The sequence below is a fragment of the Pseudoalteromonas sp. GABNS16E genome (assembly GCF_028598715.1).
GTDB classification, from domain to species: domain Bacteria; phylum Pseudomonadota; class Gammaproteobacteria; order Enterobacterales; family Alteromonadaceae; genus Pseudoalteromonas; species Pseudoalteromonas atlantica.
In genome coordinates this window covers 34,403-53,668 of the sequence record NZ_JAQREZ010000033.1, presented here as the reverse complement: position 1 = coordinate 53,668, position 19,266 = coordinate 34,403, and the positions used below count along the sequence as shown (strand labels likewise).

The window sequence follows — 19,266 nt, the reverse complement described above, 5'->3', positions numbered from 1 at the left end:
ATCGACATCTACGTAAATTGCATCTAAGTTATTCATGCCCTTGCCTTGGTAATCTTATGTTTCTTGGTCGAAAGATCTGATCACCGCAAGGGCATTTAGTTCCATTTCTTATGTGCAGCTCAGGTTACATTACGAACCGGCGTTATGGCTGGCTCAACCTGTCCCGAACAAGTTATGCGTAAAGTACAAACACTGATGAATATGAACCAAGTCGTTATAGCCTATGGACAAACAGAGTGTAGCCCAATCAACAATATCACTGAAACCGACTCATCAATTGAACGTCAAGTCACCACAGTAGGAAGAGCACTTGCGCACACTGAAGTAAAAATTATTGATGAAGTGGGTGAAGTTCAAAAAATAGGCCAACCCGGAGAGGTTTGTAGCCGTGGTGCCGGCATAATGCGTTGCTACTGGAATGATGAAGAGAAAACCAAAGCCACTATCGATAATCAAGGCTGGTTACATTCAGGTGATTTGGGGGTAATGGACAGTGAAGGCTTTGTCAGTATTGTTGGCAGAATTAAAGACATGATCATTCGCGGCGGTGAAAATATATACCCCCGTGAGATTGAGGAGGTTTTATACACCTACCCAGGGATACAAGATGCGGCAATTTTTGGTATTACCGATGAAAAGTTTGGCGAAGAAGTGTGTGCCTGGATCCAACCTAAAGAAGGTGAAGTACTTGATGAGCAAGCAATTCGATTGTTTTTAAAAGACAAACTCGCCTACTTTAAACAGCCTAAATATATTCGCTTTGTCGAACATTACCCAATGACGGTAACCGGCAAATTGCAAAAATTTAAAATGCGCGAACAAATGCAAGAAGAACTCGCCGAGTCTGCATTTTCGTAATAGTTAACGGCTACTTTATTACAATGCAACGATTAAACGTTGCATTGTATTTTATTATAAATTACTTAGCTAAGACTTAATGACTTTAACAGTAAGCCTGTTTCTACCTGCTGCTTTTGATTTGTACATGGCAGTATCAGCTGTAGCCAATAAAGTTTCGATTGATGGCCTATGTTGACAATATTTATCATAAGCTACCCCTGCAGATACAGTTACGTAATTAAACGGAGAATAAGCATGAGCAATAGGCTCATTTGCAAAGCGCTGTGTTAAATCACTCAGCCAATGTAATTCATTTTCATCGACCGTTTTAACTAATATAAATTCCTCCCCACCAAAGCGCACAGTAATATCAGCACCACAATCTTTCAGTCGGTTTGCAACTTCAACCAACACGTTATCACCCTCTAAATGACCATAGTTATCGTTATATTTTTTAAAATAATCAACATCTATCATCGCAAGCGCTAAATATTGAGAGGGTTTTAGCTTTTTTATTAAGGTTTTACAGTGCTTGTCAAAGCTATGCCTATTGCTCATACCGGTAAGTTGATCAATATTGGCTTTCTCTGCTTCTAAGAGCTCAGCCTGGTATTGTTTACGTAGTAAAATATCGAGTTGATATTGAATTATGGCCATCACAATAACCATACTGAAGTAAAAATAGAGCGTCCAGATAATTGATATAGAAGAATAAAGTTCAATTACTAATAAACTGATAGCTATAATTGACCACAGGACTAGCTTATGACCTAAATGTAACATGGGAATAGCGACAAATGCAGCCGCAACTAACATCGGGCCACCTTCGTGGAGTTCATAATAGGTTTTAACATAAGTCCAAAAGAAATAACCAAATAATAAACAAAATAAAATGCCGTATAAAAAGTAGCGAGTATGCAATTTTTCAGGTTTTAATTTTTTGTTTATGTAAATTAGATAAACCGACAAACCCACCATTATAATCCTCAGAATATTAATGGTTGAGGTACTCTCTTTTTTATCATCAAACCAAGAAATAAAAATAAAGGACAATAAAAATACCGTAACTAAATACAGCGTCACATTAGCAATGTGAAGCGTGTTTTTATTCAATAAGTATTGAAAGTCATGCTCGGTGGCACTTGAAAAATAAAACTGTGAAGGTAAGAGCTGCAATGTCACTCTCCTTGTTAGGCATCCTTATCAAAATAATATAGTAGACTCACCTTGTTTAGCGAATCAAATTTTAATTAACCTAATAAAAAACTTAAGAAAAGCCCACATAATCTCAATTATATAGGCTCATAAATTAAGAGAGTGGTTACACTACACCTTGTTCAATCATTGCATCGGCTACACGTCTAAATCCAGCGATGTTAGCGCCTAGTAGTAGGTTGCCGGGTTGATCAAACTCTTTTGCGGTGTCGTTGGCTGTGGTGAAAATATCTTTCATTATTTGCTTAAGCTTTTCATCAACTTCTTCAAACGTCCAGCTTTGCATACTGGCATTTTGCGCCATTTCTAATTGGCTAGTTGCTACCCCACCGGCATTCGCTGCTTTGCCAGGGCCATAAGCTATTTTTGCTTCAATAAAGCAATCAATCGCTTCTTTGGTTGAAGGCATATTTGCCCCTTCACTAACTAAAATACAACCATTTTCAAGTAGTGCTTTTGCATCCGCTTGGGTTAATTCATTTTGCGTAGCACAAGGAAAAGCCGCATCCGCACTGTAACGCCATACAGCATGACCATCCTGAGGGTACTCATCGCGGGGCGTATACTTTGCCTGAGGATGAGTATCTAGGTAGTCACTTAGGCATCCTCGTGAGTGCTCTTTTAATTGCTTAATAAGTTTTAAGTCAATGCCACTCTCATCGTACAAAGTGCCTTTTGAGTCACTACAGGCAATAGGTGTGGCCCCTAATTGATATAATTTTTCCATGGCATAAATAGCCACATTGCCTGAGCCTGAAATTAAACAGCGTTTTCCTGCTAAGCTGTCATCACGATCTTTAAGCATATAGTTAGCAAAATACACTGCGCCATAACCCGTTGCTTCTTTGCGAGCAAGCGATCCGCCCCAAAGTAAGCTTTTACCGGTTAGTACGCCTTCATAGCGCCCTGTTAAGCGTTTGTATTGGCCAAACATATAACCAATTTCTCTTGCCCCTACGCCAATATCTCCTGCAGGTACATCGGTTGTAGGGCCAATATGACGATATAACTCGGTCATAAACGATTGGCAAAAACGCATTATCTCGCCATCAGAGCGTCCTTTAGGATCAAAGTTAGCGCCTCCTTTGCCGCCGCCTATAGGCAAACCAGTCAGTGCATTTTTAAAAATTTGTTCGAAGCCTAAAAATTTTATGATGCTGGCATTTACACTTGGATGAAAACGTAAGCCGCCTTTGTAAGGGCCCAGCGCTGAATTAAATTCGATACGGTAGCCTTTATTTACTTGAATATTGCCCTCGTCATCAACCCAAGGCACGCGAAACATTAACTGACGCTCTGGCTCTACCATTCTTTGAATAATTGCTTGTTGTTGGTAATGACTGGTTTGCGCAAATATAGGCTCTAGCGAGTCCAGCACTTCTTCTACTGCTTGATAAAACTCACATTGCGCAGGGCTCGTCTGCTTTAATTGCGCAATTGTTCTGTGTATATAATTCATATTTATTCTTCCATGTGGGTATTTTTTAATTCGAAACAGGAAAAATGATCAACGCTATTGTTAGTGGAGAAATTGATTATGCGATCATTATTTTTACACTTTAACATCATAGATAAACTGGATGCACGTGTTTGATGTTGAATTAAATTGTTGTTTATTTTGTATAAAAACCCATTAATAAAGAATTTATATGCTAAAAACGCCAGTTTTAATGAATAACACGTTAAAAGTATTAAAAAAATAGTAAAACAAAAGACGACTCTACGTTTTTACGAGCGCAACAATATAAAATGCTTTATGAGACTGAAGTTGTAGAAGGATAAGACTAATAATAGCGTAGGTTTTAGTGAGTTCGTTTAAGAGTTTTAAATGGAGGTTGCTAACCAACCTCCATAAAATGCATTAAGCTTTTTCGCCATCTGGGCGAAAAGTACGCTGCACACCGGTTAAAAATAAACGTAAAACTTGATCGTTACACACACGGTAATGTTTGTTTTCAACTTTACGTGAAAATGCACTAAGTTCATGCTTACTTAAATCAAAATCAACTAAGGCTAGTGTGGCAATTACGTCTTCTGCTTTCATATTTAAAGCAATACGTAATTTCATAAAAATAATATTATTGTTTAATTTAGTCTCTGGGATTGGCTGCTCACCGTCACGTTTACCGCGCTTAGTATTTATAAAGCCATTTAAGAATACCGCAAATTCAGTGTCACTTATTGGGGTGTAACCTTGCTCGCCCTCTTTAGTTAACCATGCAATCACCTGCTCAGTGCTTACGCTGTGCTCTGCAGCGGCGAACACGCCAACCATTGCTGAATCGGTTAAATCAAAGGTGTAGCGAATACGGCGTAAAATATCGTTATTTGTCAAAGTAAATCCCAAGGTAAATAAGTGCTCAGCAAACAAAAGCTGTTTAATAGCGGCGCAGTTTATCAGAGTTACACTAAGCGCCCTATTAAATACTGCGTTTAATTACCCAATACTTTTGCCGGATCAACACGTGTTGCTTGCCATGCTGGATATAGCGTCGCCAATATTGCAAGCACAAAGGTGGCAATAACGGTCAACACAATATCTTGCCAAACTAATTTACTCGGTAAGAATTCGATAAAATACACACCTTCTAGCGGGTTTTCACCCATCAATAAGCTCAGCCAAGTAAACAGCTCACTAATATTGATTGCTAGAATAACGCCAATAATAGAGCCTAAAACCACGCCAACAAACGCTTGGGTTAAGCCTTGCATTACAAAAGTAGCCAAAATAGTACTGTCTTTGGCACCCATGGTTTTTAAAATGGCAATATTGCCTTCTTTTTCGCGCACTTCCATCACTAATGACGAAACAATGTTAAAACTAGCGACTGCAATAATTAAAAACACCACAATATAAACAATCGTGCGCACCATTTGAATGTCTTGATACAAGCTGCCTTGAGTTCTAAACCAACTCGATATATACACATAATCAGTGACTGTTTGCCCTACTCTCAACGCTATTTGGTGCGCTGCAAACACATCATCAACCCGTAAACGTAGGCCGGTTACTTGGCTTTGATCGTAACCTAAGGTTTGTTGTGCTTTGCTAAGGTGAATAAACGCGGCACTGCTATCAATAGGACCGCCCATTTCTATAATGCCTGCGAGTGTTAATGTAACCCGTTTTGGCGCAAGTAATGATTGTCCTTTTTCACTAATTTGTGGGATCAATAAAGTGACAGTGTCGCCTATTGATATATTAAGTTGAGTGACAATTTGCTTGCCTAAAATAACATCCTCAAGTGCTAGCTGACTGACTAATTTACCTTGTGTAAATTGGTTAACCGCTGATACGTCGCTCTCTAGCGAAGGCTCAACACCACGTATTTCAACTGCTTTTAATTGGCTTTTAAATTGCGCCATACCATTTACTGCTATAAATGGGGCTGCTCCTGTTACTTGTGGTTGCTGTTTTAATTTTTCGACTTTGCTGGGCCAGTCAGCAATCGGCCTGCTTGGTGCCACATATTCAACTTGTGGCACGACACTTAATAAACGATGCACTAATTGTTGCTCAAAGCCATTGATCACCGATAACGCCACAATCAACACGGCAACACCAAGTAAAATGCCAATAGTGGATGCCTTGGCAATAAAACTAACAAACGCGTTTTTTTCATCTTTATGGCCTGAGTAGGCTCTGAAACGTTTACTTATAAAGGCACTAAGCAACATGGCTCGACTCTTTTATCGTTAATTTACCATCATCTAAATACGCTATTTTACCCAGCTTGTCGGCAAGCTCTAAATCATGAGTCACCACCACAAAACTGGTGTTTAAACTTTTATTTAGCTGATTAATTAAATCGTAAATTTTAATCGCGTTTTGCTTATCTAAATTACCTGTTGGCTCATCAGCAAGCACCAGTGCAGGCTCAGTTACTAAAGCACGCGCTATGGCAACACGTTGGCGTTCGCCACCAGAAAGTGCCGACGGTTTATGGCTACTTCTGTGGGCAAGGCCGACTTTATCAAGCATGTCGAGCGCTTTTATATTTGCTTCTTTGGCACTCAAGCCTTTTATTAACAGTGGCATAGCAACGTTCTCAACCGCACTAAATTCCATTAATAAATGATGAAATTGATAAATAAACCCTAAGTTTTGATTTCTAAACGCGGCTTGTTGGCTGCGAGACAGTTTAGCCACATCTTGATTTTTTATTTTTGCACTGCCAGAACTGGCGGTATCTAAGGTACCTAAAATATGCAACAAGGTGCTTTTACCTGAACCTGAGCTGCCTACAATAGCTAACATTTCACCTTGGGTTAGGGCTAAATCAACCCCTTTTAATACCTCAACTTGGTTTTGCCCGTCTTGGTAGGCTTTACTTATTTGTTCACAACTAATTACTAAATCATTCATAACGTAATACCTCTGCTGGGTTTACTTTGGCGGCCTGACGCGCGGGATATAAAGTCGCTAAAAAGCTCATGGCTAAGCTTAAAACAGCAATCACACTTAAGCTAAGCACATCAAATTTGACCGGCAGTGAAATCCCCGATAATAAATTTAAACCAACCAACGCCAACAGTTCATTTATATATAAGCTAAATAAAATACCTAAAGAGGCACCTACTGCCGTACCAATCACTCCGTTATATAAACCTTGAACCATAAATACCGTTTGTACTTGGCTTGGCGTGAGCCCAAGAGTTTGCAATATGGCGACTTCGCTTTGTTTTTCACTCACCATCATGGTGAGCGCCGACACAATGTTAAACACCGCCACCAGCACGATTAAGCCAAGGAGCATAGACATAATGCGTTTTTCCATCGCGACAGCGGCAAATAAAGTGCCTTGGCTACTGCGCCAATCTGTGTAGCTAAAATTCTTGAGGATACGTTGGCTGTCTTGAATAAATTCATTAAGTGCAAATGGCTCATGCAGTGACACACTTAAATTAGGGGGTGTAGAGCTACTTTGCTTTAATACTCGTTGCAATGACACACCACTGGTAAATGCCAGTCCCATGTCAATTTCAGATCCGGTTTCGTAAATAGCAGCAATTTTGAATAAACGCTGACTTGGAACACGACCAAGGGGTGTATAAGTAGATGCATTAGGCATAATAACGCGCAGTTTATCGCCTAAGCCAACGCCGAGTTTACGGCTTAAATAGCGGCTAATGGCAATGTGATAATTATTATTTAATACGCTTTGCCAATTACCCTGCACTACTTTGTCAGTGATTTTATAAAGCGAGTCATTATTATCATAGAGCCCTTGCAGCAGCACACCATGCAGGTCTTTATTGGTTTGCAGTATGGCTTCACCATGGCGATATAAACTAACATGTTCAACATACGGTGATTGTTCAAGATCAGCTTTAAGGGTGTTCATCTGCGCTTTAGAGTGTTGTTTGGCCTGCACTTCAACGTGTGGAATGAGCCCGAGCATATTTGTTTTCAAGCTGCTTTCAAAGCCGTTCATGACACTACTTACTGTAAAGAGCGCCATTAAACCAATCGCTATACCTGCAATAGAAAAAAAAGAAATAAACGAAATAAACGCATTGCCTTTAGAAGAGCGACTATATCTAAGTCCGATAAACAGGCTAACAGGTTGAAACATATTAATTAAAACATTAATGCTAAAAGTGTGGCTTTATAGTAGCACGAACTCAGCGCAATTGAATATCATCAAAAATGTAAGAAATAATTTATAAATCTGATACTTGGCTATATTATGAGCAACCCCGTAAACCTAGCTAAACCTTCAACCCTGTTACTAAATAATCAAGTAATACCCGTACATTAGTAGCAACAAATTGCCGCGGAGGATAGAGCCCCCACACACCCTCTTGCTGAGGTTGATAAGCTGTTAATATTGGTACTAACTGCCCTGTTTTTATTTCATTCTCTATGTAGTAATCCGGCAACTGAACAATACCCAAGCCTTTTTTAGCGCCGTCAACCAGTGCCCAACCGCTATTACAATGCAATCGCCCTGCTATTTTAATATGTTTGTCGCGGCCATTTTCATTTACTCGCCAATAACTACTGTTACCAATTAAGCATTGATGCTGGTTAAGCTCACCTAGCGTATGAGGTTCGCCAAAACGCGCTAAATAGCTAGGTGCGGCACACATAATAAATCGTCGCGAGCTCAAGCGCCGCGCTTTTAGACTTGAGTCTTTTAAATGGCCTAATCGAATGGCTAAATCAAAGCCGCCTTCCAGCAGGTTTTCTTGCTCATTAGAGAGTGTTGCGATTACTTCTACTTCTGGGTGATCATGCATAAACGAATGCACTATAGGCATAATAAAACTCTCACCATACATAACCGGTGCTGTTAATTTAATTTTACCTTTAGGCGTTGTTTGCTGCGTTGCTAAGCTTTGCGTGGCATCGTCCATAGCATGTTGTAATTGCTTAGTTTGATGTAAAAAGGCTTCACCTTCTTTGGTTAATACCACTTTGCGGGTGGTACGGGTGAGTAACTGGGTGTTTAAACGCTGCTCCAGCGCCGTTACATGGCGACTTATATGAGCAACCGACAGTCCCAGTACATTAGCCGCTGCTGTAAAACTACCCTCTTCACCCACTGCTATAAATTCGTCTATGCCATCCCAACGCGCCATTATTACCATACTGTAAAAGTGTTTTAATAAATCAGAGATTATCATTATTTGAGAAACAAATACAATAGAGCCATCACCCAAACAAATTGGGTCTACAATTGTTATTTAAACCACTACAAAGGATAAACACATGTCTGAATTTATAAAATCAAAAGCAGCTATTGCGTGGGGTCCAAACCAACCATTAAGCGTTGAAGAAGTTGATGTGATGATGCCTAAAAAAGGCGAAGTAATGGTAAAAATTACTGCTACTGGTGTTTGTCACACTGATGCATTTACTTTATCAGGTGAAGATCCTGAAGGTATTTTCCCAGCAATTTTAGGCCACGAAGGTGCAGGCGTTGTGTATGCAGTGGGCGAAGGCGTAACCAGTGTTGAAGTAGGCGATCACGTTATTCCACTTTACACCGCTGAATGTGGCGTATGTAAAATGTGTACTTCAGGCAAAACTAACCTGTGTTCAGCAGTGCGCGAAACACAAGGTAAAGGCCTAATGCCAGATGGTACTACACGCTTTTTTAAAGACGGCCAACCAATTTATCACTACATGGGGACGTCTACTTTTTCTGAGTACACAGTACTTCCAGAAATTTCACTCGCAAAAGTAAACAAAGAAGCGTCGCTTGAAGAAATTTGTTTATTAGGCTGTGGCGTAACCACAGGTATGGGCGCGGTAACAAACACTGCAAACGTAAAACCAGGCGATACCGTGGCTATTTTTGGCTTAGGTGGCATTGGTTTATCGGCCATTATTGGTGCAAAAATGGCAGGCGCGGGTCGCATTATTGGTGTTGATATTAATACCAGCAAATTTGACCTTGCAACAAAACTTGGCGCAACCGATTTAGTAAACCCTAAAGACTTCGACAAGCCAATTCAAGAAGTGATTGTTGATATGACCGATGGCGGTGTTGATTACTCGTTTGAGTGTATTGGTAACGTTGATGTAATGCGCTCAGCACTTGAGTGTTGTCATAAAGGTTGGGGTGAGTCGGTAATTATTGGTGTAGCCGGTGCTGGCCAAGAAATTTCAACCCGTCCTTTCCAACTAGTAACAGGCCGTGTATGGCGTGGTAGCGCATTTGGTGGCGTTAAAGGCCGTTCACAATTACCTGAAATAGTTGAGCGTTACATGGCAGGCGAATTTGCTCTTAACGACTTTATTACGCATACCATGAGCCTTGAAGAAATTAACGATGCGTTTGATTTAATGCACGAAGGTAAAAGTATTCGTACAGTAATTCACTACTAATACGCTATTGGTAACCTATGTATTAAAAAGCCGTAATACTCAATTGTTTGCGGCTTTTAAGGATTTTTATGTTAGAAAATATCTCAAGTACAAAAGTAGCAGGTGGTTGGCACAAACAATATACCCACACTGCAACAAGTACCCATTGCACAATGCGTTTTGCGGTATTTTTACCACCTGGCGCAAGCGAAACAAATAAAGTGCCAGTACTATATTGGCTATCGGGTTTAACCTGTACAGACGAAAACTTTATGCAAAAAGCCGGCGCATTTAAAAAAGCGGCTGAGCTGGGTATTGCAATTGTAGCGCCTGATACAAGCCCACGTGGTGATAATGTCCCTGATGACGACAACTACGACTTTGGCCAAGGCGCAGGCTTTTACGTAAACGCAACACAAGCACCGTTCAATACACATTTTAATATGTATGACTATGTAGTTGATGAACTGCCTATGCTTATTGAGCAACACTTCCCAGTAACCAGTACTAAAGCAATTAGCGGTCACTCAATGGGCGGGCACGGCGCTTTAATGGTGGCACTTAAAAACCCTAAAGCGTTTGTTAGCGCTTCAGCCTTTAGCCCTATTGTTAATCCAATTGACTGCCCATGGGGCGTGAAAGCATTTACGGGTTACTTAGGCACTGACAAAGAGCTTTGGGCTCAATACGATTCGTGCGAATTGATGAAAAAAGCGCAGCAGGCTGATTTTCTCCCTATGCTTGTTACACAGGGCGATGCCGATGGGTTTTTAGAGGAGCAACTTAAGCCACAAAATTTAGCGGCTGTTGCTAAAAATAAAGGCTATCCGCTTAGCATTGAAATGCAAGCTGGCTACGATCATAGTTACTTTTTTATAAGCAGCTTTATTGACCAACACTTATCATTTCATAGTCAGTTTTTAACTGCGTAATCTCATTAGTGTGTAGATCAGATTTATCTACTTCTACACACTCTTTCAACACTTTACTCACTTGCCTACACACTTGTACCGTATTGCCCTCACCTTTTACTAAATTGATCAGCAATGAATCTATTTTTAACCCTATATCGGTAAAACTAAACCCGTTTTTGTCTTTCGGTACAGGTTCGAGTGGATTTTTATAAGGATCTGAACGAGCTGGGCTATTACTATATTTATTGGCGCGTGCATTTGACTGTGCCTGCCCATCAATTATAACACCAGCGACTGTGCAGCCACTTAGGTAAATAACACATAAACATAAAGTTAGCGCTCTCATGGCTCATCCTGATCAAAAATATTACCTAAATTATAAACATCTTTAAAAATAGTATTGTAAAAATATGTATACCTGTTCTATATACTTAATTTTGAGCGGCGTAAGCGTACAATTTAATACAGTGCGTCATCCTTTTATTAATAAAATGGGTTTAAGCCCTAATACTTAAATTCACTTATACACTCTTTTATAAAGCCCACCAGCTGCAAAATAAAAATAACTAAAAACGGTAAAGCGCCAATAATAGCAATGGTTCTGTTTAGTGGCTCATTATTTTGTACCAGTAATATAAAGGCACAAAGCCCAAGCGCGAGTGACCAACCATAAATACTCCATGCTTTTGCCTTTTTGCTATTTGTTAAATCACGTATTACTAATATGGCCGAGTCGGCTGAGGTAACCACAAAAATAAGTAACAGTAACAAGCTTGACCAAATAAGTACGGCGCCTTGCCAGCCTAACTGCTGAAAAAATATAAATAGCCCTTGGGTATAGTCGGCTTTAATGGCATCTAAAATACCGGCATGGTAGGTTTTATCCCATGCGATAGCCGAGCCCGAAAACACACTAAACCACACAATAGTCACAAGCGTAGGTAGCAAAACTACGCCCAATATATATTGCCACACTGGCCGGCCTTGGCTAATTTTAGCTAAAAACACGCCAACAAAAGGTCCCCACGCTAACCACCAAAAATAATAATTGTAGGTCCAGCCATTTGCCCACTCGGGGTTATTAAGTTGCCTTTGTAATTGCCATGCCCCTGTAAAAATAAGCCGTAGGTAATCCCTTGTGCCATCAATGGCAATAGCCATTATAGGCTGTATGGGCATTAACAAAAGTAGCCACAATAAAAGTAAAAAAGCTAGCCAAACATTAAACTTACTCAGCGTTTGAATACCTTTTTTAAGCCCAAGCTTGGCCGATATTGTATACAGCAATACAATTAAGCTGACTATGATAAAACCAGATACAAGCGCGGACTCTATCCCTAGGTTTATTTCAATTCCCTTGCGTAGCAATAACGTAGAGTTTGCAATTGTCCCAACCACACCAAAAAAAATGGCGAGCACGGCCACTAATTTAACAATAAAGGTAAGCCTGTTTTGGTATTTTATATTTATTGCGCCTTTTAATGCACTGATTACCGGTGCGCTAATATCACCACTGCAATGACTGTTTTTTGTTAAGCCACCTAACACAAGCCCAAATACTGCATAAAGAGCCCACGCATGCGCCCCCCAGTTAACCAACGTCAGCGCTAAAGCACTACTTACTTTGTCAGGGTAAAGTGTATGTTTTAAAGGAGAGTTGACTACATTCAACGCAGGCTCCGCAACTCCCCAAAAAATCAAACCCGACCCCATCCCTGCGGCAAAAAGCATAGAAAGCCAGCCAAATAAGCCAAATTCAATACGGGCATTGTCACCGCCTACTTTTCGCCTCCCAAGCGGGCTTATGGCAATAACGATGACTGCAAGTTATAAAAAATTTACTAACAAAAAAAACGGCGCCCCTAAAAAACTTAAGGCGTTATTTATAAGTGGTTGCAAATAATTAGTAAGTAATTGAGGCGCCAAAAATGCAATAGCACAAAGAGTAAGGCAAAGTAATAACGCTGTTTTTTCAAGCTTGGTTGTATGTAAAGGCAAGTGAAATACTGTTTATTAATGTTTAATAATAAAATAATACGCACTTTGCATAATTAATTAAACGCATAGGCAGGGTTTATCTGTAAAAGCGTAAATTAACTATGTAAATGTTACCAATTAATCAATGAATGCCTCTCAAATTTAAATTTAACACATTGATTTTAAGCAATAAAACAAGCTGGCCTGTAGGTTGCTATTAGTTTACACCCTTAACCAATAGAGACCATTATGGAAATTGATTTACAGTGGAACGAAATCATCGATAATTTAGTACACCTTGGCATTGCCTACATACTCGCACTGCCTATGGCTTACGACAGGGAGCGAAGCCACCATGGTGCAGGGTTAAGGACTTTTCCGCTTGTGGCAGTTGCCTCATGTGGCTATGCGGTAATTGCTATGTCAGTGCTAGAAGGTGCAGAAGCGCAATCTAAAATGCTACAAGGGATTATTACCGGCATAGGCTTTATTGGCGGTGGTGCAATTTTAAAAAATAATAAATCTACATCAGGTACCGCAACAGCAGCAAGCATATGGAATATGGGTTTAATTGGTATAGCGGTTGCCTACAGCCGTTACGAAATTGCTATTTTATTAGCTATCATTAATTTTATAACACTGAGGTACATTAAAAAGTTTAAGTAATGCTAAGGTGTACCATTATGTAATTACTAAAAAGAAGATAAATTGTGAGTAACTACTGCAACCTAAATTAATGTAATAAATCAAGGCGCTTAAAAGCGCTCAAGCTCGCATGACGATACTATATAACATATAATATCGCTAAATTTATACAACGTATTTGAGCTTAATGATGTCGTCTCACTCTACAGCCCCTCGGTTGCATCATATTGATTTATTGCGTGGCATTATCATTATATTTATGGTGATTGACCATGGTATGTATTATTGTCTTAATTACTCAGTAACCGATCCTATGACGGTTCCGGGTACCAGCCCTGTTACTTTTTTCACCCGCTTTATTTCGCACTTTTGCGCCCCTTTATTTGTTTTTTTAGCAGGCCTTTCAGCAGCTGTTACTGAGCATAAATACGCTTCAACTAAGGCATTTTCTTACAATTTAATTGTCCGTGGGTTGGTGCTAATCATTTTTGAATTTACCATTGTTTCGTGGTCATGGAGCTTTAACCCCGCTTTTCCAATGTTATACGCACAGGTCATTTGGGCAATAGGCTGGGGATTTGTCATATTAGGCTTATTACGTTTATTAGGCATTTACGGCGTACTAATAAGTGCTTTATTGTTGGTGTTTGGCCATAACCTATTTGATGGCGTAAGCTTTGAGCCAAATACGTTTGCACATACACTTTGGTCTATTGCACATCAAAAAAATGTACTTGAACTACCTTTGGGCTTAAAAATGAGAACAACTTACCCAGTTGCGCCCATTGTAGGTTTAATGGCTTTAGCCTACTGCGCGGGGGTATATTATAAAAAACACCAGTACAAAGCTCAGGTGATGAATCATGCAGCTATATTAGGTGCAAGCTGCCTTGCTTTATACACTGTGCTGCGCGGTTTTAATTTATACGGCGACACTTCAGTATTTACTATTCATACCAATACTATTAATACTGTTATGTCGTTTTTAAATCCGACTAAATACCCACTGTCATTACAATTTATGTTGCTAACCGTGGGCCTTGGGCTAATTGCGCTTAAACTTTTAAGCCATGTTAAAGCCGACTTTTCTCGCAACTTTTTACAAGTGCTTGGTAAAACCAGTATGTTCTCATACCTTGCACATTTGTATTTATTGCACGCTGTCGCTTGGTTGCTTATCCCTGTTTTAGGACTTAGTTTTAGCGATATGACATACGGTGACACATTAGTAGGCCTTCCACCGGGGTACGGTATGAGTTATGGCGCAACTTTGTTATTTATAGCTGTGGTTATAGGCTTAACCACTTTACTTGCAAAACGCTATTTAGGCTGGAAGCGCAATAATAAGCACACTCTAATTGCTAAATATATATAACAAAAACCCCACATAATATTGTGGGGTTTTTATTTAAGTGTTTATTACCAATAAAATACTTTATAAAAAGCTTTCACCAGTTTGTTTTAAAGTAACCGTTTGCGCCTGTGCACTTTTAATTAATAGCCCACAACGAATATCATTTTTTGAAATTAATATTTTATCAATCTCGTTGGTATTATAATTAACGACTTTGTTTTCACAGCGAAGTTGTACTTTAGATAACGGTTTACTCGCACTAAGTTTAACCGTACCTTTAGAAAGTAAAGGTAAAACCGCTTTTTCAGATTCAAGTGTTATTTGCTGATTTATAGCGCCAGAATTTTTATAAATGTCATTCACTTGTGCAAGTAATTGCGCTCTATTTTCCTCGCTAAACGTTATCGATTCAATATCGCCTAATGCATCAATTGCATCGTAAGCACGTACGTAGTCTTGTTTTGAAATAAACCACTGTAAGGCATTTTTAATAACACGTTTTTTTATTTGATCCGGTAAGTTATCTCTAAACAAAAAGGCTTCATAAATAGACTTATCAAAGCTTTTCCAATCTTGCACAAAGTAGCTATGTTGGCTTTTAAGCCAAGCCAGTAAAACTATTTCGACTGTGTTTTTAGTGTGTTCGTTTTCAAGCTCAGTAATATACGTTTTAGCTTCATCGTACTTTTTATCATCAATAAGCTGGCTGGCTTTCTCATAATCGTCAAAAAACGCCGGGATGCCTGATCGTTAGAAAAACTAGCATGTACATTTTGCGAGCTTACCGTAATAGTTTTCGCCGTAGGCACTGCCATTTATCTGTGCACTTTTATAATTAAGCTTAGAAACATAATCGAGAACTTCTCGTTGATATTTTTTTGACCAAGCGAAGCCACAATTTCGATATCACTCACCTGGCCGTTTTCATCAACCACGTAGCTACTTAAATTAATCCCTTCTAACCTTGATGCACGCGGCGAGGTATTAGTGAGCTGGTCGTAATTTTTATTAATAATTTCAGCAGCTACAAAATCATCTGCTGATACTGATAAGTGAGTAAAGGTTGAAGCGAGAGAAAGTGCTAGTAAAAGTTTTTTCATCGATATATCCATCCTAGATTATGTTTCTAATATAAAAACAAAGGTACTCCATAAATGCAAGTTAATCCATAAAAAAACACGTCATTTTTTAATCAATTTTATACCAATCCGCTTTATTAAGTGATCTATTTTAAGGTTGGAAAACGTGTTTGTAGCTAGGAAAAAAGTTGGCTATTTAATTAATCTAATTGAGAATTTTAACGCTTGTAGCGACATGTTTAGCCGCGCAAAATGATTGAGTATTACGGATTGGTATTATTATGGGTTTTATAAAAGACACAGGCATAAAAAAAGGCGCTTTAAACAGCGCCTTTGGATTCAAGTATGTGTGCTTAAAACATATCTTGATAGGAGTTGGTTGTATTAAACGAAATTGCTTTATCAAAACCAGGAAGCTCTATGCCGTCCTCGCCAATTACAATATCGTTATCGTCAATGGCGCCATCACCAAAACGATATACTAATTCGTACTTACCAAGGTCAGCTTGCGCTTTATAGGTATTTTGCGCCGCAACAACGGATGTGTTTTTATCAGCGTAATCACTCAGCGCTTTTTCACCATGGCGTTTAGCAAGCATTTGAAGTGTTACTTTAGCGCTTAGTACAGTAGCAGTGGCGTTATTACCGCCAAAACCTTTTGAGTTTATAAAGGCTATGTCCATGTCGCCACAATCGTAGTGGCTGTTACGTATATCTAAGTGTTCAGCATAAACATCGTCGGCAACTTTATCTATGGTAGTAATACCCGGCATAATATTATGGCTAAATACACCCAGCGCAATAGCAAGCTGATCGCCACTGGCGGGAGCAATTGTATGCCCTACATAAGCTTTTGGCGCCGTCACTTTCCAGCTATCAATGGCAAACGTTTGTGCCACTTTATGATAAATAAGTGACTCTGTGACTCTATTTTGCGGCGTGCTAGAACCGTGCGCTAAAATAAAGCTGCGCTTTTGTAACGCCTCTTTACCTAATAAACTTGTTGCAAGCGCTGCAGATTTGGCCATTGTAATGTAGTTACCAGGGCCCGGTGAGGTGATTGATTTTTTTATACCATCGGCATTTACAAATACATCCGGTACTGAACCCATAATGTCTGCACCTAGTTCAAGTGCTAACGCATCGTCCATTAGAATGGCCACTTGTGCGCCTTCACCTAATGTAAAGCCACAGTTTTCACCGAATGGGCGGCTACTTTTACGGTAATCGGGCTCTTGTTCACTGCTTAAATTATCTAAACGGCGCAGGCCTTCAACATTAGCAAGGGCGCTCATATTACCAAAGCCTTCTACTACTTCAGGCGTAATAGCGCATTCAACACTTGCTACCACCGCAACACGGGTGCGCCCTGCCTGAATATCGTTTACTGCAGCGCGTAAGTTATATAAAAATGTGGCACATGCACCCGAGGTAGAAAACGTAGTACCTACATTACCTGTAACGTAGGCATTTATAAAATCAGTCGACATCGTGTTTAAGCCAAGTGCTAATTGCTTTGTACTAACACGATCGCCCTGCTGGCGTGCTTTAACTAAACCGCCTAATCCTTTGTCGTCCATTTGGCCAATAACCGAGGCTGAATAAGTACCAATTTTATCTGGCTCTACGCTATTCATTATGCGTTGCCAATCAAGACCAGTTGACTTAATAGCATCGTTTGCTGCAAATATAGTGGCTTGTAAACCGCGAGGCTGGTAACGGCTGTTATACATTATTGATGGATCAAACCCGGTAGGAAACTGGCCTGCCGATTTAATTGGGTTATCACGGGTAGAATCTAGTTTTACATCTAGCTCTGCCGCTATAGTCACTTTTACTTTTTTGCCTTCAAGCTCTTGTACTTTCCAACTGGCAGGCAATGGGGTTGGTAAATCGCGTGCGCGCGTTTCAAAGACAATTGCGTTTTCATCAGAGGACTTTAACGTCATCTTTTGCTGCCAAGGCGTGGCATCTGCATCAAAGTGCTCTTTTTCAATTTTACGAATAAGCGTCCCAGCAATAATTTGCTCACCAAAGCGTGCTTCTATGTCGCTTTGCTCAACATTATTACCGTTTGTGTCTTGTAACTGGCCATCAACAACGCGTACTAAGTTCATTAATGTGGCGAGGCCTAAAAATGTTTCACTACGAGCTTGTGCGTTTAATGCGTCTAACACGATACGGCGGTAACCTTGATGAAAAGAAGTACGGCCCGCGGCGTTAATACCACCCATGCCTACTATTACGGGTAATGCTGTCATAATTAACCTTTAAAACGTGTTATAGGAGAAGCCAACAGTTTAATTGGATTAATCACAGCGCTTTGTGCTTTAATAGCCAAATATTCAGCATTAAAGGCCAAAAAGTACTGGTCGGAGCATTCACATGCATAAAAAATCAGTAAACCCTGCGTTAAATATTGCCATTGCAGTGTACCCGCATTTACTTATTACCAGTTTAACACTGCCTATTGAAATGCTAAGAGCCGGTGAGGCTTATGCAAAAGGCCATTTAAGCCACACGGACTTTAGACCGCTTAGTATAAATTTAATTGCTAAAAATAATGAGCCAATACAAAACCGTACTGGGCTTGCCATAGTTCCCGACTGCACCACACAAAACGCGCCCTACAACGACCTAATTATTGTACCTGGGATTTGGCGAAACCCTCGTCCTGTAGTACGTACTAATAAAGAAGTGGTTGAATGGCTACAAGAAAGTTTTGAAACCGGCAGTCATATAATTGGCGTAGGCACGGGTAATTGCTTAGTTGCAGAGGCAGGCTTACTTGATGGGCACCCTGCAACAACCCATTGGCATTACGCTAAACAATTTAGCAACGACTACCCGCTAGTACGCTTAAAGCCCGACTTTTTTATCACCCAGTCTGAGCGCATGTATACGGTGGCAAGTTTAAATGCCCTTGCCGATGTAATCGTTCATATTATTAGCCAATACTATGGCAAAGCCGCTGCGCAACATGTAGAGCGTAACTTTTCGCACGAAGTACGTAAACCATACGAAGATCAGCGCTACCTTGAAGGCGCGGTTGACCGCCATCCAGATGAACTCATAGCGCAAATTCAGTTTTGGCTTAAAACTAATTTAGCCAGCGAGTTAAACTTACAAGAAGTAGCCGCCCAATTTAGTTTGAGCTACCGTACATTTACCCGCCGCTTTAAGCTTGCGACTAATCAAAGCCCTATAGAATATTGGCAACAATTACGGGTAGAAGGCGCTAAAGAGCTATTAGCTTCATCTAATTTAACGATTCAAGAAGTAGCACTTGAGGTCGGCTATAATGACCAAGGCCATTTAACCCGCGTGTTTAAAAAAGTGCTTAGCCAAACGCCAAGCGAGTACAGAAAAGTAGTACGAAGAAAACTATTTGGCTAATGCAAATAAAAACGCCACTAAATTAGTGGC

17 protein-coding genes and 1 pseudogene are annotated in these 19,266 nt (G+C 40.0%); 6 read left to right on the top strand and 12 right to left on the bottom strand.

Features of this window, described 5'->3' with window-relative positions; translation table 11 throughout:
* Positions 1–126 precede the first annotated feature (126 nt).
* Positions 127–858: pseudogene (locus PSI06_RS13700) on the top strand (AMP-binding protein); the annotation flags it as partial.
* A 69-nt stretch (positions 859–927) separates the two neighbouring features.
* Here the strand turns inward: PSI06_RS13700 and PSI06_RS13695 are convergent.
* The 7 genes from PSI06_RS13695 to PSI06_RS13665 form a co-directional block, all read right to left on the bottom strand.
* Positions 928–2,016 (bottom strand): GGDEF domain-containing protein, encoded by a 1,089-nt coding sequence (locus PSI06_RS13695; protein WP_273605030.1) that lies wholly within the window; start codon positions 2,014–2,016, stop codon positions 928–930.
* A gap of 145 nt (positions 2,017–2,161) precedes the next feature.
* Positions 2,162–3,514: an NADP-specific glutamate dehydrogenase gene (gene gdhA / locus PSI06_RS13690; protein ID WP_076920261.1), complete on the bottom strand. Its 1,353-nt coding sequence runs from the start codon at positions 3,512–3,514 to the stop codon at positions 2,162–2,164.
* Between the two features lie 402 nt (positions 3,515–3,916).
* Positions 3,917–4,390, bottom strand: a complete 474-nt coding sequence (locus tag PSI06_RS13685) for a DUF1456 family protein (protein ID WP_273603983.1) — start codon at positions 4,388–4,390, stop codon at positions 3,917–3,919.
* Between the two features lie 98 nt (positions 4,391–4,488).
* Positions 4,489–5,733 (bottom strand): lipoprotein-releasing ABC transporter permease subunit, encoded by a 1,245-nt coding sequence (locus PSI06_RS13680; protein ID WP_273603984.1) that lies wholly within the window; start codon positions 5,731–5,733, stop codon positions 4,489–4,491.
* On the bottom strand, positions 5,723–6,421 hold the full coding sequence (gene lolD, locus PSI06_RS13675; protein ID WP_076920258.1) for a lipoprotein-releasing ABC transporter ATP-binding protein LolD: 699 nt from the start codon (positions 6,419–6,421) through the stop codon (positions 5,723–5,725). Before lolD ends, PSI06_RS13680 begins: the two co-directional genes overlap by 11 nt.
* Complete coding sequence (locus tag PSI06_RS13670; protein ID WP_273603987.1) at positions 6,414–7,631, bottom strand: lipoprotein-releasing ABC transporter permease subunit; 1,218 nt, start codon at positions 7,629–7,631, stop codon at positions 6,414–6,416. The genes lolD and PSI06_RS13670 overlap by 8 nt, the downstream gene beginning before the upstream one ends.
* Positions 7,632–7,767: 136 nt before the next feature.
* Entirely contained in the window at positions 7,768–8,640 is an 873-nt protein-coding gene (locus PSI06_RS13665) for a LysR family transcriptional regulator (protein ID WP_273604027.1), read from the bottom strand.
* Positions 8,641–8,770: 130 nt separating this feature from the next.
* Between PSI06_RS13665 and PSI06_RS13660 the strand changes: the two genes are divergently transcribed.
* Positions 8,771–9,892 carry an S-(hydroxymethyl)glutathione dehydrogenase/class III alcohol dehydrogenase gene (locus PSI06_RS13660; RefSeq protein ID WP_004587830.1) on the top strand — a complete coding sequence of 374 codons (1,122 nt, stop codon included), beginning with the start codon at positions 8,771–8,773 and terminating at the stop codon, positions 9,890–9,892.
* A gap of 68 nt (positions 9,893–9,960) precedes the next feature.
* A complete protein-coding gene (gene fghA, locus PSI06_RS13655) occupies positions 9,961–10,803 on the top strand; it encodes an S-formylglutathione hydrolase (RefSeq protein WP_004587829.1) in 843 nt (280 codons plus the stop codon).
* Here fghA and PSI06_RS13650 read toward each other — a convergent pair.
* Both PSI06_RS13650 and PSI06_RS13645 read right to left on the bottom strand, forming a co-directional pair.
* Entirely contained in the window at positions 10,757–11,131 is a 375-nt protein-coding gene (locus PSI06_RS13650) for a hypothetical protein (RefSeq protein WP_004587828.1), read from the bottom strand. The two genes, fghA and PSI06_RS13650, sit on opposite strands and share 47 nt — an antisense overlap.
* A 158-nt stretch (positions 11,132–11,289) precedes the next feature.
* Positions 11,290–12,597: a BCCT family transporter gene (locus tag PSI06_RS13645; protein ID WP_269745357.1), complete on the bottom strand. Its 1,308-nt coding sequence runs from the start codon at positions 12,595–12,597 to the stop codon at positions 11,290–11,292.
* 414 nt (positions 12,598–13,011) lie between these two features.
* Between PSI06_RS13645 and PSI06_RS13640 the strand changes: the two genes are divergently transcribed.
* The gene (locus tag PSI06_RS13640) at positions 13,012–13,428 is read left to right on the top strand and encodes an MgtC/SapB family protein (RefSeq protein WP_004587826.1); all 417 of its coding nucleotides are present in this window, start codon (positions 13,012–13,014) and stop codon (positions 13,426–13,428) included.
* A 169-nt stretch (positions 13,429–13,597) separates the two neighbouring features.
* Positions 13,598–14,782 carry a DUF1624 domain-containing protein gene (locus tag PSI06_RS13635; protein WP_004587825.1) on the top strand — a complete coding sequence of 395 codons (1,185 nt, stop codon included), beginning with the start codon at positions 13,598–13,600 and terminating at the stop codon, positions 14,780–14,782.
* Positions 14,783–14,842: 60 nt separating this feature from the next.
* On the opposite strand, the gene PSI06_RS13630 is transcribed toward PSI06_RS13635, so the two are convergent.
* From PSI06_RS13630 to PSI06_RS13620, 3 genes are all read right to left on the bottom strand, one after another.
* Positions 14,843–15,340, bottom strand: a complete 498-nt coding sequence (locus PSI06_RS13630) for a hypothetical protein (RefSeq protein ID WP_273603990.1) — start codon at positions 15,338–15,340, stop codon at positions 14,843–14,845.
* A gap of 236 nt (positions 15,341–15,576) precedes the next feature.
* Positions 15,577–15,861 (bottom strand): hypothetical protein, encoded by a 285-nt coding sequence (locus PSI06_RS13625; protein ID WP_273603992.1) that lies wholly within the window; start codon positions 15,859–15,861, stop codon positions 15,577–15,579.
* Positions 15,862–16,193: 332 nt separating this feature from the next.
* Positions 16,194–18,101 carry a beta-ketoacyl synthase gene (locus PSI06_RS13620; protein ID WP_273603994.1) on the bottom strand — a complete coding sequence of 636 codons (1,908 nt, stop codon included), beginning with the start codon at positions 18,099–18,101 and terminating at the stop codon, positions 16,194–16,196.
* 124 nt (positions 18,102–18,225) lie between these two features.
* On the opposite strand from PSI06_RS13620, the gene PSI06_RS13615 reads away from it, so the two are divergent.
* Positions 18,226–19,236, top strand: a complete 1,011-nt coding sequence (locus tag PSI06_RS13615; protein WP_273603995.1) for a GlxA family transcriptional regulator — start codon at positions 18,226–18,228, stop codon at positions 19,234–19,236.
* Positions 19,237–19,266: the final 30 nt, after the last annotated feature.